General features: G+C 40.2%; 18 protein-coding genes. 17 read left to right on the top strand and 1 reads right to left on the bottom strand.

Going from position 1 to position 16,267, the window contains the following annotated elements; genetic code table 11:
* Positions 1–76: 76 nt before the first annotated feature.
* From BN2425_RS08830 to BN2425_RS08805, 6 genes are all read left to right on the top strand, one after another.
* Complete coding sequence (locus BN2425_RS08830; protein WP_042457819.1) at positions 77–583, top strand: QcrA and Rieske domain-containing protein; 507 nt, start codon at positions 77–79, stop codon at positions 581–583.
* Positions 584–585: 2 nt separating this feature from the next.
* Positions 586–1,260: a menaquinol-cytochrome c reductase cytochrome b subunit gene (gene qcrB / locus BN2425_RS08825; protein WP_042457816.1), complete on the top strand. Its 675-nt coding sequence runs from the start codon at positions 586–588 to the stop codon at positions 1,258–1,260.
* Positions 1,261–1,321: 61 nt separating this feature from the next.
* A complete protein-coding gene (locus BN2425_RS08820; protein ID WP_042457813.1) occupies positions 1,322–2,095 on the top strand; it encodes a menaquinol-cytochrome c reductase cytochrome b/c subunit in 774 nt (257 codons plus the stop codon).
* A gap of 64 nt (positions 2,096–2,159) precedes the next feature.
* The gene (locus tag BN2425_RS08815) at positions 2,160–2,753 is read left to right on the top strand and encodes a DUF1405 domain-containing protein (protein ID WP_042457810.1); all 594 of its coding nucleotides are present in this window, start codon (positions 2,160–2,162) and stop codon (positions 2,751–2,753) included.
* 60 nt (positions 2,754–2,813) lie between these two features.
* A complete protein-coding gene (ypjB, locus tag BN2425_RS08810; protein WP_235714592.1) occupies positions 2,814–3,608 on the top strand; it encodes a sporulation protein YpjB in 795 nt (264 codons plus the stop codon).
* Between the two features lie 57 nt (positions 3,609–3,665).
* Complete coding sequence (locus BN2425_RS08805; RefSeq protein WP_042457807.1) at positions 3,666–4,346, top strand: zinc metallopeptidase; 681 nt, start codon at positions 3,666–3,668, stop codon at positions 4,344–4,346.
* A gap of 26 nt (positions 4,347–4,372) precedes the next feature.
* Here BN2425_RS08805 and BN2425_RS08800 read toward each other — a convergent pair whose 3' ends face one another.
* Positions 4,373–5,245, bottom strand: a complete 873-nt coding sequence (locus BN2425_RS08800; protein WP_042457803.1) for a YitT family protein — start codon at positions 5,243–5,245, stop codon at positions 4,373–4,375.
* 169 nt (positions 5,246–5,414) lie between these two features.
* Here BN2425_RS08800 and BN2425_RS08795 point away from each other — a divergent pair, with 169 nt between their 5' ends.
* The 11 genes from BN2425_RS08795 to dinG all read left to right on the top strand — a co-directional run bounded on the left by BN2425_RS08795 (position 5,415) and on the right by dinG (position 16,267).
* The gene (locus tag BN2425_RS08795) at positions 5,415–5,765 is read left to right on the top strand and encodes a nucleotide pyrophosphohydrolase (protein WP_042457801.1); all 351 of its coding nucleotides are present in this window, start codon (positions 5,415–5,417) and stop codon (positions 5,763–5,765) included.
* Positions 5,762–6,568 carry a 4-hydroxy-tetrahydrodipicolinate reductase gene (dapB, locus tag BN2425_RS08790; RefSeq protein WP_042457798.1) on the top strand — a complete coding sequence of 269 codons (807 nt, stop codon included), beginning with the start codon at positions 5,762–5,764 and terminating at the stop codon, positions 6,566–6,568. Before BN2425_RS08795 ends, dapB begins: the two co-directional genes overlap by 4 nt.
* 10 nt (positions 6,569–6,578) lie before the next feature.
* Positions 6,579–6,995 carry a methylglyoxal synthase gene (mgsA, locus tag BN2425_RS08785; protein WP_042457795.1) on the top strand — a complete coding sequence of 139 codons (417 nt, stop codon included), beginning with the start codon at positions 6,579–6,581 and terminating at the stop codon, positions 6,993–6,995.
* Positions 6,988–7,695: a bacillithiol biosynthesis deacetylase BshB1 gene (bshB1, locus tag BN2425_RS08780; RefSeq protein ID WP_042457922.1), complete on the top strand. Its 708-nt coding sequence runs from the start codon at positions 6,988–6,990 to the stop codon at positions 7,693–7,695. Before mgsA ends, bshB1 begins: the two co-directional genes overlap by 8 nt.
* A 3-nt stretch (positions 7,696–7,698) precedes the next feature.
* Positions 7,699–8,829 carry an N-acetyl-alpha-D-glucosaminyl L-malate synthase BshA gene (gene bshA / locus BN2425_RS08775; protein WP_042457792.1) on the top strand — a complete coding sequence of 377 codons (1,131 nt, stop codon included), beginning with the start codon at positions 7,699–7,701 and terminating at the stop codon, positions 8,827–8,829.
* A gap of 5 nt (positions 8,830–8,834) precedes the next feature.
* Positions 8,835–10,034 (top strand): CCA tRNA nucleotidyltransferase, encoded by a 1,200-nt coding sequence (locus BN2425_RS08770; protein ID WP_042457789.1) that lies wholly within the window; start codon positions 8,835–8,837, stop codon positions 10,032–10,034.
* Entirely contained in the window at positions 10,019–10,996 is a 978-nt protein-coding gene (locus BN2425_RS08765) for a bifunctional biotin--[acetyl-CoA-carboxylase] synthetase/biotin operon repressor (protein ID WP_042457784.1), read from the top strand. Before BN2425_RS08770 ends, BN2425_RS08765 begins: the two co-directional genes overlap by 16 nt.
* Positions 10,997–11,245: 249 nt before the next feature.
* The gene (gene panB / locus BN2425_RS08760; protein ID WP_042457781.1) at positions 11,246–12,082 is read left to right on the top strand and encodes a 3-methyl-2-oxobutanoate hydroxymethyltransferase; all 837 of its coding nucleotides are present in this window, start codon (positions 11,246–11,248) and stop codon (positions 12,080–12,082) included.
* A complete protein-coding gene (panC, locus tag BN2425_RS08755; protein ID WP_042457778.1) occupies positions 12,079–12,954 on the top strand; it encodes a pantoate--beta-alanine ligase in 876 nt (291 codons plus the stop codon). Before panB ends, panC begins: the two co-directional genes overlap by 4 nt.
* Positions 12,939–13,322: an aspartate 1-decarboxylase gene (gene panD, locus BN2425_RS08750; protein ID WP_042457775.1), complete on the top strand. Its 384-nt coding sequence runs from the start codon at positions 12,939–12,941 to the stop codon at positions 13,320–13,322. The genes panC and panD overlap by 16 nt, the downstream gene beginning before the upstream one ends.
* A gap of 143 nt (positions 13,323–13,465) precedes the next feature.
* On the top strand, positions 13,466–16,267 hold the full coding sequence (gene dinG / locus BN2425_RS08745) for an ATP-dependent DNA helicase DinG (RefSeq protein ID WP_042457772.1): 2,802 nt from the start codon (positions 13,466–13,468) through the stop codon (positions 16,265–16,267).

Here is a 16,267-nt window from a genome sequence, read left to right as displayed (position 1 = left end):
TATCATTGTTATGTCCTAGTTTTATATGTATTTATTATGTCCATTGGACTTACTTCGCGAATAGGGGGGGATAAGCATGAGTAAGGAGCGAGTTTCAAGACGACAATTCTTAAGCTACACTTTAACAGGTGTAGGCGGTTTCATGGCAGCCGGAATGTTAATGCCAATGGTTAGATTTGCTGTTGATCCTGTTTTACGAGCAGAAGAAGGCGGAGAATTTATTGCGACCACACAAAAGGTTGCCGATTTAACAGATGAACCTGTACGAGTTGACTTTACTTTCAAGCAGAAGGATGCTTGGTACGAGTCAGATGTTACACAATCAGCTTGGGTTTATAAGGGTGATGACGGAAAAGTAGTAGCCCTGTCACCGGTTTGTAAACACTTAGGCTGTACGGTTAACTGGAACTCCAATAAGGAGCACCCTAACCAATTCTTCTGTCCTTGCCATTACGGCCGATACGAAAAGGATGGTACCAATATTCCTGGTACACCGCCATTAGCACCACTTGATGTATATCCATACAAAGAAAAAGATGGTTACCTTTACTTAGGAAAAGCTGAACCACGGAAGGAGGCGTAATCATGTTAAACAAAATTTACGATTGGGTAGATGAACGTTTAGATATTACGCCGATGTGGCGCGATATTGCAGACCATGAAGTACCTGAGCATGTAAACCCTGCACACCATTTTTCCGCATTTGTTTATTGCTTTGGTGGTCTAACGTTCTTTGTAACAGTTATCCAAATTCTCTCTGGTATGTTTTTAACCATGTATTATGTGCCAGATATTAAAAATGCGTGGGAATCTGTATTTTATTTACAAAATGAAGTGGCGTTTGGACAAATTGTCCGTGGCATGCATCACTGGGGAGCAAGTTTAGTCATTGTTATGATGTTCTTACATACTTTGCGTGTCTTTTTCCAAGGTGCATACAAGAAACCTCGTGAGTTAAACTGGATCGTCGGCGTACTTATATTCTTCGTCATGATGGGTCTAGGTTTAACGGGGTACCTGCTTCCATGGGATATGAAGGCATTATTCGCAACAAAAGTAACCCTTCAAATTGTTGACTCAGTACCATTTATTGGGCCTTACCTAAAAACCTTAATGGCTGGTCATGAAACAATTGTTGGAGCTCAAACATTGTCTCGATTCTTTGCAATTCATGTGTTCTTCCTGCCTGCTGTGCTGTTTGCACTAATGGCCGCACACTTTGTAATGATTCGTAGACAAGGTATTTCCGGACCACTTTGATTCTGATTAAATGAGATGAAATTATTTTCTATTTCTACGGAAAAAGGAGGGGGATTGCTCGATGCATCGCGGTAAAGGTATGAAGTTTGTCGGCGACTCACGCGTAATAGCACCAGAAATGCGGACGCCAAAACTTCCAAAAGATTACTCAGAATACCCTGGTAAAACCGAAGCGTTCTGGCCTAACTTTCTATTAAAAGAATGGATGGTAGGTGCAGTTTTTCTTGTTGGGTTCCTTTGTTTAACCGTTGCTCACCCAGCACCGCTTGAAAGGATAGCCGACCCAACCGATACGGGGTACATACCAATGCCAGACTGGTATTTCTTATTCTTGTACCAACTTTTAAAATATTCATATGCTTCTGGTCCGTATACGGTAATCGGTGCCATGGTTATCCCGGGACTTGCTTTCGGGGGATTAATATTAGCTCCGTTTATTGATAACGGCCCTGAACGTCGTCCTAGCAGACGGCCATTGGCTACAGGATTTATGTTATTAGCATTAGCTGGCATTACCTTTTTAACTTGGCAATCTGTTGCAACACATGATTGGGAAGCAGCAGAACGTCAAGGTAAGATTGTAGCTAAAGTGGATATTGATAAAACAGCAGAAGGTTATCAAATAGCGAAGGACAACACTTGTCTCACTTGTCACGGTGAAAACCTTACAGGAGGTGCGCTTGCTCCGGCACTTACCGGATCAGGTGTTACGGCTGAAGAAGTTACCAAAATTGCAAAACAAGGTAAAGGCAAAATGCCTGCTGGTGTCTTCAAGGGTGATGATGAACAGCTCAAAAAGCTTTCTGAATTCATTGCAGACATTGCGAAAAAATAGCAATTAAAAAGCTGAGGGTTTCCTCAGCTTTTTTCATATATCAACGAAGATAGGAGGTTTGTAGGTGCGCTGGATCTATCCCATCTTAGGAAATCGTAAAGTTTTAATACTACTATTCCTGGTCAATATAGTAGGAACTATTTATGGCTATTATTGGTATGGTTATCAACTAAAGCAAACACCGGCAATTTTTCTTGCCTTTGTGCCGGACAGTCCAACTGCGAGTCTGTTTTTTGTATTTGTGTTGTTGGCATTTTTACTAAAAAAGAACTGGCCTTTGATCGAGGCTCTAGCGATTGTAACATTATTTAAATATGGTATTTGGGCGGTTGTGATGAATTTCCTTGTTTTAATAGTCCAAGGAGAACTGGATTGGACGGGATATATGTTAATCGGCTCTCATTTTGCCATGGCAGTGCAAGGTGTTTTGTACTCGCCGTTTTATAGGATGAAAACTTGGCATTTAGTAGTGGCAGCTATCTGGACCTTACATAATGACATAATTGACTATGTATTCTTTATGATGCCGAATTATTCCATGCTTGATCAATATATGCCGCAAATTGGCTACTTTACGTTTTGGCTGTCAATCGCTTCAATTGGAATAGCCTATTTTTACTGTATACGGGCCAACCGTTTTAAACTAGAAATAAAATAATCATGGTCTATCCTTGTCCAACCTTTCATACATTTATAGAAATGAAAGGGGGGACAAGAATTGAAAAAGAAGTGGTTCCTTTTATTTGCCATTTTTATTATGATTATTCCCTTGTCCGTTGCAGCAGAAACCGAATCTCCAATGGACAAGTTAGATGACATCTCGGATGAAGCTCTGCAAATGGTAAAGTTTCATAGATATGATGATGCCAAAAAAATGCTGGATTATTTTTCTGACACATTCGAAAGTATTTCGGTCACAGTGAAACCATTAACGATGGATGAGGTAAGGATTATTAATAGCTCCCATGATGAGGCGATGGAGGCGGCTGTTAGTCCGGATATGAAACATGAAGAAAGAATCAATAAGTTGACAAAGTTTCGCCTAGTCATTGATGCCATCGCAACAAGCAATCAGCCCTTATGGACAGAGATGGAAGACCCAATCAGAACAGCTTTTCATCAGGCAAAGGAAGCAGCAGTCAGTGGAAATACTGCTGATTTTCATTCGAATTTTAACATGTTTTTATCCCTTTATAACGTCATTTATCCTAGTATGAAAATTGACTTGCCAGCAGAAAATATACAAAGATTAGATGCTCGTATTAAATTTATTGATGAATATCGTTCTCAAATTATTCAAGATAAAGATGGGCAGCAGGAGCTTGATAAGCTCGATGCAGATTTGGAAAAATTATTTGCTAATATTGAAGATGATGAGGCAGATCCGTCGTTATGGTGGGTAATTATATCGACAGGAAGCATCATTATAATGACCTTGTCCTACGTCGGATGGAGAAAATATCAAGGGGAAAAAGACTTGAAGAAAGACCGCTCAAGGGAGCAAAAAGATTGACGCATCTAATCAGCTTTACTAAAATTTATGTCAAAAGAGCTGGTTAGGGGGTAACATATGTTCTATCTTATCTATTTTATCATCATTGCGTTGATTCCTATATGGGCTCAAATGAAAGTAAAAGGTACCTACTCAAAGTATTCGAGAGTGAATTCTGCTGCCTATCTTCGTGGGGCAGAGGTTGCCAGGCAAATTTTGAATGAAAATGGTTTATATAATGTTGGTGTCGAAGAAGTGAGAGGATACTTAAGTGACCATTATGACCCGCGAACCAAAACCGTTCGTTTGTCCTCGCAAAATTATCATAGTAATTCGATTGCAGCAGCAGCTGTGGCAGCTCATGAATGCGGGCATGCGATTCAAGATGCTGAAAGCTACGCATTCCTAAGGTTTCGTCACGCGTTAGTTCCTGTTGCTAATTTTGGTTCGAATGCTTCATGGATTCTGATTATGATTGGGATATTTGCACAATTGTCCGGATTACTTCTCTTGGGAATCATTTTAATGGCAGCTGCGGTATTATTTCAAATTGTAACACTGCCAGTGGAATATAATGCCTCAAACCGGGCTATGAAACAGGTTTTATCACTTGGATTAATCGACCAGAGACAAAGACCAGAGGCAAAAAAGGTATTAAATGCAGCTGCCCTTACTTATGTTGCAGCCGCAGCGGTTGCTGTTCTCGAACTGTTGAGGCTGGTTTTGATCTTTACAGGGATGAATAGAAACGATGATTAAAAAGCAATGTCGCTAAGACATTGCTTTTAGTCAATTATAGGCATTTTATTTTCATCGAGAGTAAAACCTTCACCATGCACATCGTTTACCACTGATATCGAGACAAATGCATGTGGGTCAATGGAAGTGATTAAATTTTTTAAACGCATAATTTCATTTTTCCCTACTACACAATATAGAACATCCCGTTCACTTTTCGTATATACCCCATATCCCCTAAGTGCAGTAACGCCACGTCCCATTTCCTGCAATATCTTATCTGCTATTTGATCATTTTTCTCGGAAATAACCATCGCTCCCCGGGCAGAATAAGTCCCTTCTTGGATAAAGTCAATGACCCGTGCGCTTACAAACACAGCAACCAATGTGTACATGGCTTGTTTATAATTTAGGTAGGTTATTAAGGAAAGGAGGATTACACATGCATCAAATAAAAACATCGTCTTTCCCATATTCCATCCGGCATATTTTTGGACAAGCCTTGCAATAATGTCTACTCCCCCAGTTGTACCTCCATAACGAAAGATAATCCCCAAACCAATTCCGGTAAAAACACCAGCGAACAGGGCAGCAAGAAATAAATCATGCTCAAGAGGCATGTCGATGGCCATCCTTTGAAAGATCCAAAGGAAAACAGATACACCAACTGTCCCTAAAATGGTATATAAAAAGGCATTCCGGCCCAATGACTTCCAGCCAATAATAAAAACAGGAATATTCAGTAAGAGGTTCGTATAGGATGGATCCCAATGAAACAGAAAATAGAGCAGTAATGTTATTCCGGTAAAACCGCCTTCAGCCAACTTGTTTTGCATATTGAAATTCACGAGGCCGAAAGCCATTATTGCTGAACCTAACAAGATAAATAGGATATTTTTTGGTTTGAGTCCATATCTCATTTTCTTTCCACCTCTTCCATGGTTTTCCCCTAATGGCGGTTTTTATTATATCGAATTAACCCAGTTATAGCAATTGGACAGAAAAACAGTTCGAAAAAACGAAAACATTTGTAAATCAGCGTTAATTTAGCTAACATGAATATTGACTATAGCATAATAGGGGTGAACCATGTTGTCAGACGGCAAATCAATGAAACAACTTCAAAAAGAAGTGGATACATACATAAGCCAATTTAAAGAAGGTTATTTTAGTCCGCTGGCGATGCTGGCAAGACTAACAGAGGAACTAGGTGAACTTGCCAGGGAAATAAACCATTATTACGGAGAAAAGCCGAAAAAAACTTCAGAGACGAAAAAAGAAATCGATGAAGAAATCGGCGATATGCTTTTCGTTTTGATTTGTTTAGCCAATTCTTTAAATGTAGATTTGGAACAAGCACACAATGAAGTGATGAAGAAATTTAACACTAGAGATAAAAATCGTTGGACAAGAATAAAACAGGAGAGTAATGAAATATGAGCGATACAATTAAAGTAATCATTGCAGGACCTCGGGGGCGAATGGGCCGAGAAGCAGTCAAAATGGTAACTAGTACTGAACATTTTATCCTAACAGCTGTGGTTGATCATAAAAATGATGGAATGATGTTAAGCGACCTGGAAGGATTCCAGAACATTTCAAACGTTCCTGTTTATTCGGATATCAGGAAATGTCTACAGTCAGAAGAAGCAGACGTATTAATCGAGTTGACCACTCCTGAGGTAGGAATGGACCATACTATTGCTGCCCTCGAGTATAATGTTCGACCAGTAGTAGGAACAACGGGGTTCTCACAGGAAGACCTTACACAATTAGAACAAATCTGCCAAGAAAAAAATCTAGGCTGCATTATTGCCCCTAATTTTGCCATCGGCGCTGTATTGATGATGAAGTTTGCCCAAATGGCTGCTAAATATTTTAATGATGTTGAAATTATTGAACTGCATCACGACAAAAAACTTGATGCTCCTTCAGGAACAGCCGTTAAAACAGCCCAGATGATTTCGGCTGTCAGGGAGGCTAAAACTCAAGGTCATCTTAATGAAAAAGAGACTCTTCAAGGTGCCCGAGGTGCCCAGTACAATGGCATGCATATTCACTCCGTACGTTTGCCAGGGTTAATTGCCCATCAGGAGGTTTTACTCGGCGCAGATGGACAAACCTTGACCATTCGGCATGATTCATATGACCGCAGTTCCTTTATGTCTGGCGTAAAGGTAGCAGTGGAAACCGTTATGAAGCAAAACAGGTTTGTTTATGGCCTTGAAAATATTTTAGATTAGGAGACTTACGATGAACATTGCCTTAATTGCCCACGATAAAAAGAAAGATGATTTAGTTCAATTTGCAACAGCCTACAAACTTACTTTCGCCAAGCATCATTTATTTGCTACAGGCACAACAGGCATGCGGATTCAAGAGGCAACAGGGCTGCCTATTACCCGGTTTCAGTCAGGCCCACTGGGGGGCGATCAGCAAATTGGTGCCATGATCGCCCAAAACAATATGGATGCGGTTTTCTTTTTTCGTGATCCGTTAACTGCTCAACCACATGAACCGGATATTACAGCATTAGTTCGATTGTGTGATGTATATTCTATCCCACTTGCGACGAATATGGGAACAGCAGAATTATTAATAAGGGGAATTGATGAAGGCTTGTTGGATTGGCGAAAAATTGTAAATGAAAAAAGTGATGAAAATGAATAAAACACTAGATATTCTTGCTTTTGGAGCTCATGCCGACGATGTGGAAATTGGTATGGGGGGAACGATTGCCAAATTGGCTGCTGCAGGAAAGCAAATAGGTATATGTGATTTAACCGATGCTGACCTGTCTTCGAATGGTACGGTGACACTAAGAAAACAAGAAGCTAGAAAGTCCGCTGAAATTTTGGGTGTCGTTTATCGTACCTCACTGGGTTTTCCAGACAGAGGATTATATATGCAGGAAGAATACATTAATAAAATAGCAGATGTGATCCGGACCTATAAGCCGAAGCTTGTTTTTGTTCCTTATATAGTTGATAGGCATCCAGATCACGGGAATTGTGCACGACTAGTGGAAGAAGCTGTATTTTCTGCTGGAATTAAAAAATATCGGACCCCTCAAACAAACGAACCGCACAAGGCGGCCAATGTCTATTTTTATATGATTAATGGTTTTCACCGGCCGGACTTTGCAGTCGATATTTCGGAGTTCATTGAAAAAAAACTATCAGCTTTACAAGCCTATGAAAGCCAGTTTGTGAGAACCGATGATAGTTTTGATACACCGCTTGTAAATGGCTATATTGAAACAGTGGAAGCTAGAGAAAAAATGTTTGGCAAGCAGGTGGGTGTCACTTTTGCCGAAGGCTTTAAGACGAAAGTGCCGATTCTGCTGCATCGTGATTTATTAGGAGATTAATTTATGAAAAAGCTTAAGATTGGAATCACCTGTTACCCTACAGTTGGGGGTTCCGGAGTGGTGGCAACGGAACTAGGGAAAATGCTAGCGGAAAAAGGTCATGAAATTCATTTTATTTCTTCAAGTGTTCCGTTTCGACTAAACAGGATCTACCATAATATTTATTACCATCAAGTAGAAGTTAATCAATATTCGCTTTTCCAGTATCCTCCATATGATATTGCCTTGGCCAGCAAAATGGCGGAGGTGGCGAATCGGGAGAAACTGGATTTATTTCATGTTCATTATGCCATTCCACATGCTGTTTGTGCCATTTTGGCTAAGCAAATGTTAGGCAGGGACATCAAAATTATAACCACCTTACATGGCACCGATATTACGGTGTTGGGTTCCGACCCATCGCTATCTGATGCCATAAAGTTTGGAATTGAAAAGTCAGATGCTGTTACTGCTGTTTCCCATGCATTGGTTGAACAGACCTACGAGCTCATTCATCCAGATAAACAAATTCAAACCGTCTATAACTTTATCGATGAGCGTGTTTATCATAAAAGCGAAGCACAGCATTTAAAACGTGAGTTTGGGATTAAGGAAGATGAAAAGGTCATTATCCATGTATCCAATTTTCGAGCGGTAAAGCGGGTTCAGGATGTTGTGAAGGTTTTTGCAAACATCGCTGCGGCTATGCCGGCAAAACTTCTTCTTGTTGGCGATGGACCGGAAATGTCCATTGTTTCCAAACTTGTTACCCGGCTGGCTATTGAAGACCAGGTTATCTTTCTGGGAAAACAGGAGAATCTTGATGAATTATATTCCATAAGTGATTTAATGTTGTTATTGTCGGAAAAAGAAAGTTTTGGACTTGTTGCACTTGAAGCGATGGCGTGCGGAGTTCCCTGCATTGGGACAAATGTCGGCGGCATTCCCGAGGTAATTGAACACGGCGTGACTGGTTATATTTGTGAAGTAGGTGACGTGCCAGGTATCTCGCGAAAGGGGATCGAATTATTAAAAGATTCGAGCGTGCATCATCAGTTCTCTCAGGAAGCACAAACCATCGCTAAAAGGAAATTTAACACGGAAAATATAGTGGAACAGTATGAATCGATTTACTACAATTTGTTGGCAAGGTGATTTCCATGAAAGAACCCTTCTTATCCGCCGTACCCGTTTTAAAGATACTCGAGGATGCTGGCTTTCAAGCCTATTTCGTGGGAGGATCGGTCCGGGATTACCTGCTGGGAAAGCAAATCAGTGATGTAGATATTGCTACATCTGCTACCCCGGATGAAGTGAAAACATTATTCAAAAAAACCATTGATATCGGAATTGAACATGGAACCGTTCTCGTTCTTCATAATCAGAATTCGTATGAGATAACTACCTTCAGGACAGAAGGAGAATATCAGGATTACCGGAGACCGAAAGAAGTAGCGTTTATTCGCAGCCTAACTGAAGACCTGAAACGGCGGGATTTTACGATGAATGCCATTGCTATGGACCTGAATGGCAATTTAATTGACCCATTTGGCGGACAAAATGATATTCATAATAAGTTAATCCAAACAGTAGGACTAGCAAAAGAACGCTTTCATGAGGATGCATTGCGAATGTTGCGGGCCGTCCGCTTTGCTAGTCAACTGTCTTTTCAAATTGATACAGAAACACTAATGGCATTATCGAATCTCAATCAATTACTTTCCAAAATTGCCGTAGAACGAAAACGAGCAGAGTTTGAAAAACTCTTAATGGGTAAGAATAGAAAAAATGCCTTGAAAATATTAGTAGATGCTAATCTTCATTTGTTTTTACCTGGCTTAGAAAAATATAAAAAAGATATCATGAAAGTAATCGAAGTCCCCTGTGAACGATTAAGCAGAAAAGAAATGTGGTGCCTGCTTCTATACTATATAGAAGTAAACGACGCTGACGCTGAACCGTTTTTAAGAGAATGGCGGCTTCCTCTCAAAGATATTAAAGATATCAGGGATTGTTTATACTTCACTAGACAAAGACTTGAACAGAATTGGTCCATCTACCAATTATATATTGCAGGATATGACACTATACAATCAGCTGAAAAGCTGACATTAGTGATAAATGGCATACAAAAAATGGATTCGGTAGAGCAATGGTTAGATGTTTATAAAAGGCTACCTATCAAGACAAGATCGGATTTGGATGTAACTGGGAGTGATCTGATCGAATGGTCCGGGAAAACTGGCGGTCCTTGGTTGAAACAAGTGTTGTTGCAAATCGAAAAGGCGGTCTTAGAAGGGAACGTAGCCAACGAAAAACAGAAAATTAAGGAGTGGCTGAAGCAGTGCAGTCAGAAATAAGAAAGAAACTGCTAGATGCCTTTACACAGGCAGGGGAACAGTTTCTCTCCGGACAGCATTTAGCCGAAGTGATCGGCTGTTCAAGAACCGCTGTTTGGAAGCATATAGAGGAACTTAGGAAAGAGGGTTTTGAATTAGAAGCTGTTCGGAAAAAGGGCTATCGAATTTTAAAAACCCCAGAGAAAATAACAGCGGATGAAATTCGGCTTGGACTAACTACTCAATTTATAGGGAAAAACATTCACTATCAAGAAAGTGTAGAGTCCACACAATTAATTGCCCACAAGCTGACTGCCGAAAATGTATCTGAGGGAACAGTCGTCATTGCAGAAGAACAGCTGTCAGGAAAAGGAAGATTAAATCGAAAATGGCATTCGCCAAAATATACCGGGATTTGGATGAGTCTCATTCTCCGTCCAAACATTGCGTTAAACAAAGCCCCCCAGTTAACCTTGTTGACAGCTGTTGCCATTGTTCAAGCAATCGAAGAAGTAACAGGACTGACTCCAGTAATAAAATGGCCTAATGATATCTTGATTAATGGTAGAAAAGTGACGGGAATCTTAACAGAATTACAAGCGGAAGCTGATCGAATTCATTCCATTATTGTTGGGATTGGCATAAATGTAAATCAAAAACTAGAGGATTTTCCAGTTGAATTGCAAAGTACTGCTAGCTCTCTTTACATCGAATCGGGAAAGACTATTTCACGTTCGGCCTTGATAAGAAGCATTTTTTCCTGTTTTGAAAGACTATATCTCCTTTACCTTAAGCAAGGATTTTATCCCATTAAGGTTTTATGGGAAGGATATGCAGTTAGTATTGGTAACGTAATAAAAGCTCGGACTCTTACCAATGTTATTGAGGGCAAAGCTTTAGGCATAACCGATGAAGGAGTATTATTGCTAGAGGACTTATCCGGCACCATTCATCATGTATATTCTGCTGATATTGAAATATAACAAAAATGATATCTTGAAAGAGTTTTAAGAATTTTGTATAATTTTTTTGGGCAGTATCGATAGAACTGCACCTTTTTTAGAATTGACATAACAATATAAAAGTTCTGCCTAGATCCGAACAACGGACCGGGACAGAGGGATGGAACACGTAAAGAGTACAATGGATCCTCTGCCTTCAGATGGATCCTTTTTATTTCTCTTTTTGTTCGTTTTGTCACCTCTCCCCAATGATAATGAGGAGGGATTCAAATGAAACAAACAACAGATTTTCTCAAAATGAAACAAAACAAGGAAAAAATAGTCATGCTGACTGCGTACGATTATCCGTCCGCCAAGCAGGCTGAACAGGGCGGGGTCGATATGATTTTAGTCGGCGACTCTCTGGGGATGGTTGTTCTCGGCTATGATTCTACTATTCCAGTAACACTTGATGATATGATTCATCATACAAAGGCAGTGAAGCGTGGCGCAAAAAATACATTTATTGTGACTGACATGCCCTTTTTAACCTACCATCTATCCGTAAGGGATACACTAATCGGCGCAGCAAGGATAATGCAGGAAACAGGAGCAAATGCTGTCAAGCTTGAAGGTGCTGATGACGTAATTGAAAAAATAGCAGCACTCACAAAAGCAGGGATCCCAGTTTGTTCCCATTTAGGTCTGACTCCGCAGTCGGTGGGTGTACTGGGGGGCTATAAAGTGCAAGGTAAGGATGCTGAAGCAGCCAGAAAATTATTGGATGATGCCAAGAAGTGCGAACAAGCAGGCGCGTTTGCGGTTGTGTTGGAATGTGTCTCAAAACAGCTGGCAGAAGAGGTAGCAAAGTCATTAGTTATTCCGGTGATAGGAATCGGTGCTGGAGTTCATGTGGACGGACAAGTCCTGGTTTATCATGATATTTTAGGCTATGGAGTGGACAGGGTGCCGAAATTTGTAAAACAATACCATGCTGTAAACGAATTTATGGTTGAATCCATCCAATCCTATGCTTCGGAAGTTAGAAATCTTCATTTCCCAAAAGATCGACATTCCTACACGATGAAGGAGCATGAGCTTAATGGTCTTTATGGAGGGAAATTATGAAGAAAGTGACAGAAATTAAGAGTATGCAGGCAGAAATGGCCCGCCATAAGCAGCAGGGACAGTCGATTGGGTTCGTCCCGACAATGGGTTATCTGCATGAAGGGCATCTAACACTAGTGAGAAATGCTCGAAAAGAAAATGATATTGTGGTCCTGAGTATCTTTGTTAATCCGCTTCAATTCGGTCCAACCGAAGACTTTGCAGAATATCCACGTGACTTTGAGCGTGACCGTGCTTTAGCTGAAAGCGAGATGGTTGACTACTTATTTTACCCATCAGTTCAGGAGATGTATCCAAATAAACCTGCTGTTACAGTTTCCGTTCAAGACCGTACGGATGTTTTATGCGGAAAATCACGTCCTGGCCACTTTGATGGGGTTGCTACCGTCATTACCAAATTATTTCATATCGTAATGCCCGACAAGGCTTATTTTGGAAAAAAAGATGCACAGCAAGTCGCGGTTCTCGAAGGGTTAGTTTCAGATTTTAATTTTCCGGTTGAGCTGGTTGCTATTGATATTGTCCGTGAGCAGGATGGGCTTGCGAAAAGTTCACGCAATGTAAATCTCCTGCCGCAGGAAAGGCAGCAGGCACCGATTCTATATAAAAGCTTGCTTGCAGCTAGTCAAGCAATTGAGAAAGGAGAACGAAATCCTGCCTCGTTAGTTCAGTTAATTGAAGGAATGCTGAAAAGCCATTCAAACGTTGCAATTGATTACGTTACAATCCTATCCTACCCGCAATTAAAACCATTGGAAGAACTTACAGGAAAGGTGATTATTGCTCTTGCTGTAAAATTCTCTAAGGTTCGTTTAATAGATAATTTGATACTCGATTTGGACCAGGAGGAACCTTTATGTATCGCACAATGATGAACGGGAAAATCCATCGTGCAACTGTGACAGAAGCGAATTTAAACTACGTTGGCAGCATTACCATTGATGAAGATTTATTAGATGCTGTTGGTATGATAGCCAATGAAAAGGTCCAAATTGTAAATAATAACAATGGTGCCCGATTGGAGACTTATATTATTCCTGGTGAAAGAGGCAGTGGCATTGTGTGTTTAAATGGCGCTGCAGCAAGACTGGTGCAGCCAGGAGACATAGTGATCATTATTTCATACGTTATGATTCCGGAAGAAAAAATTTCGGCCCATAAGCCAAGGGTTGCCATTATGGATGAACATAACAAAATTAAAGAACTGATCTATGCTGAACCAGCGCTAACGATCATGTAAGAAAATCCCCTTTAGCAGGGGATTTTTCTTTTTTCCCATACTTTATTATAATGGATAAGTAAAAATGGTTTGCCTAAGGCAATCGTACTCTATTGTCAAAGGCATATCGTTAAAGGATTGAGAAGTTTTGGGGTGTTTATGAAATGTTAAATAAATTTGTGGTCGTTGATTTAGAAACGACAGGAAATCTGCCAAAAAAGGGTGACAAAATCATTCAGTTTGCCGCAGTAGTCATAGAAAATGGCAAAGTTACTGAAAAGTTTTCGTCACTGGTCAATCCCCAGAAGTCCATTCCCCCGTTTATTGAGGAATTAACTGGCATAAACGATGAGATGGTGAAGGATGCCCCAGAATTTGCGGAAATAGCTGATAGGGTAAATTCCTTATTAGAAGATGCTTATTTTGTTGCTCATAATGTTTTATTTGATTTATCATTCCTACAAGAGGAACTGATTCAAGCTGGCTGTGGGGGATTTTATGGCTCTGTTCTGGACACAGTTGAAATGGCAAGAATTTTATATCCAACTGCAGATAGTTATAAACTCTCCGACTTGGCTGAGAAAGAAAATCTCAATCATAACCGTCCTCACCAAGCTGATAGTGATGCTGAAGTGACAGCCGAGCTATTTTTGATATTTTTAAATCGGCTGGAAAAGCTTCCGACTGTTACTCTGCAGCAGCTTCTGCCGCTTTCCGAAGGGTTAAAGAGTGATTTACATCTGCTGCTTGATGAACTGTTAATAGAATGGGAGAGCCAGGGAAAACAGTTAGATAATGCCCTGGAATGGTTTAACAGATTAGCGTTAAGGAAACAACATAGGCAAATAGGTTCACATAAAGATGAAAAAGTGTTTCCATATCCAGCAGATAATGACGTCAAGCTTGAATTGCTCAAAAAAGGATTAGGTACCTATCAAAAAAGAACCGGCCAATTTAATATGATGGATACTGTGTACCATGCCTTTGACTCGAAAAAGCATGCATTAATTGAAGCTGGTACCGGGATTGGTAAATCGCTTGGGTATTTATTGCCAATTGCCTATTTTTCGGTTCAGCACCAAAAGCCTATTGTCGTTAGTACCCATACCACTCAATTGCAGGAACAACTTCTAAAAAAGGACATCCCTGATTTGAACAGGATGCTTCCTTTTGAGGTCGACGCAGTCATATTGAAGGGGAAAGGCCATTATCTGAGTCTGGAGAAATTTTATCAAAGCTTGGAGAATGAAAATGATAACTACGACACCACTTTGACTAAGATGCAAATTCTCATTTGGCTGCTTGAGACAGAAACGGGTGACAAGGATGAACTAAATCTTTCTAGTGGGGGGCTGCTATTCTGGAACAAAATTAAAACTGATGCAAGTATATTCCCCGAGAATCCGATTTGGCAGGAACGAGACTTTTACAAACTGGCTAAAATAAAGGCTGAATCGGCAAATATTATTATTACCAATCACTCTTTATTATTAAGTGATATAAAGGAGCAAGGCTCCATTCTGCCAGAGTATCATTTCGCTATCATTGATGAAGGTCACCATCTTGAAAAAACAGCTGCTCAATTTTTTGGGTATTCACTTGATTACCTGAGTACTAGGATGTGGTTGGGCCATTTCGGCCAATATGAACAGCGCCAGTTGTTTTATAAGTTGGAAAAAATGTTTGAGGGTCTTCCAGATTTTGATACGGAATTACCACATACTTTTGAAGTAGGAGAAATTTTTGCAAATCTTACCTATGAAATTGATGACTTTTTCAAATTGGTTGGTATTTTTGCCAAATCCAAACAAGCAGGTTCCAACAGTCCCTTTCGAACAAAAATCAGCTTTTCCAATTCAGACAACAGTAAGCAAAGAAAAGCTCTTGTCCACAGTGCGGAACGGCTTGCATTTTCATTATCTGACCTTCAGGCAGCGGTTGAAGGTCGGCTGGAGTGGTTAAAAAGCAAGAAAACGACGTATACAAACGAACAGGAAAATATAATAACGGACTTGTATATATGGTTAAATGAGTTGGTAAGCTTAAAGAATACCATAAAAAGCTGTTTTATGAGGGATTCTAATCATGTAAAGTGGATTGAAATTGATTTTCGTTCGCCGCAAAATGTAACAGCGTTTATGGCTCAGCCCACTTCAGTTGCGGGTACGCTCCAAGAAAAGTTTTTTTCTGTAAAAGACGGAATTGTCATTACATCTGCGACCTTAACTGTCAATCAGTCCTTTGATTACGTGATAAAAGAATTAGGACTTAATCCTGAAGATGTCCACCAGTTGGTCATTCCGTCACCGTTTGAGTATAAGAACCAAGTGCAAATGCTAATTCCCAGTGATTTGCCTGAAGTTAATTCCGTATCATTGGATGAGTACGTTGTTGCCATATCGGAACAAATCATTAGCATAGCGGAAGCAACTAAAGGAAGAATGATGATACTCTTTACGGCAAATGACATGTTAAAGAAGACCTATGAGTTGATTCGGGAAAGCGGTTTTTTGGAGGATTATGTGCTGATTGCCCAGGGAATTACTGGAGGCAGCCGGATGCGGCTCACTAGAAGTTTCCAGCGGTTTGAAAAAGCTATTTTATTTGGTACAGGCAGTTTTTGGGAAGGTGTAGATATACCTGGTGAAGATTTATCGTGTTTGGTAATTGTCAGGCTGCCATTTAGTTCACCAGAAGAACCCATTACTCAAGCAAAATGTCAAATCATTAAAGAACAAGGGGGAAATCCCTTTACCGAATATTCACTTCCTGAAGCCATCTTACGATTTAAACAAGGATTTGGACGGTTGATCCGGTCTGAAACGGATAGGGGAATTGTCATGGTTTTTGATAAGCGAATTATCACCACGAAGTATGGGAAGAACTTTTTAGAATCCATTCCGCCTGTGTCAATCAAAAAGGGCCCGATGACTGACTTGATTAAGGTTATTGAAACGTGGCTATGA

Source organism: Neobacillus dielmonensis (genome assembly GCF_000612665.1).
Taxonomy (GTDB): Bacteria; Bacillota; Bacilli; order Bacillales; family Cytobacillaceae; genus Neobacillus; species Neobacillus dielmonensis.
Note: the sequence above shows the minus strand (reverse complement) of the source record. Positions and strands in the feature narration are given on the sequence as shown.

Excerpts from the sequence above, each read along its gene's own strand:
- BN2425_RS08830 (WP_042457819.1), top strand. The coding sequence starts at position 77 with ATGAGTAAGGAGCGAGTTTCAAGACGACAATTCTTAAGCTACACTTTA.
- qcrB (WP_042457816.1), top strand. The coding sequence starts at position 586 with ATGTTAAACAAAATTTACGATTGGGTAGATGAACGTTTAGATATTACG.
- BN2425_RS08820 (WP_042457813.1), top strand. The coding sequence starts at position 1,322 with ATGCATCGCGGTAAAGGTATGAAGTTTGTCGGCGACTCACGCGTAATA.
- BN2425_RS08805 (WP_042457807.1), top strand. The coding sequence starts at position 3,666 with ATGTTCTATCTTATCTATTTTATCATCATTGCGTTGATTCCTATATGG.
- BN2425_RS08800 (WP_042457803.1), bottom strand. The coding sequence starts at position 5,245 with ATGAGATATGGACTCAAACCAAAAAATATCCTATTTATCTTGTTAGGT.
- BN2425_RS08795 (WP_042457801.1), top strand. The coding sequence starts at position 5,415 with ATGTTGTCAGACGGCAAATCAATGAAACAACTTCAAAAAGAAGTGGAT.
- dapB (WP_042457798.1), top strand. The coding sequence starts at position 5,762 with ATGAGCGATACAATTAAAGTAATCATTGCAGGACCTCGGGGGCGAATG.
- mgsA (WP_042457795.1), top strand. The coding sequence starts at position 6,579 with ATGAACATTGCCTTAATTGCCCACGATAAAAAGAAAGATGATTTAGTT.
- bshB1 (WP_042457922.1), top strand. The coding sequence starts at position 6,988 with ATGAATAAAACACTAGATATTCTTGCTTTTGGAGCTCATGCCGACGAT.
- bshA (WP_042457792.1), top strand. The coding sequence starts at position 7,699 with ATGAAAAAGCTTAAGATTGGAATCACCTGTTACCCTACAGTTGGGGGT.
- BN2425_RS08770 (WP_042457789.1), top strand. The coding sequence starts at position 8,835 with ATGAAAGAACCCTTCTTATCCGCCGTACCCGTTTTAAAGATACTCGAG.
- panB (WP_042457781.1), top strand. The coding sequence starts at position 11,246 with ATGAAACAAACAACAGATTTTCTCAAAATGAAACAAAACAAGGAAAAA.
- panC (WP_042457778.1), top strand. The coding sequence starts at position 12,079 with ATGAAGAAAGTGACAGAAATTAAGAGTATGCAGGCAGAAATGGCCCGC.
- panD (WP_042457775.1), top strand. The coding sequence starts at position 12,939 with ATGTATCGCACAATGATGAACGGGAAAATCCATCGTGCAACTGTGACA.
- dinG (WP_042457772.1), top strand. The coding sequence starts at position 13,466 with ATGTTAAATAAATTTGTGGTCGTTGATTTAGAAACGACAGGAAATCTG.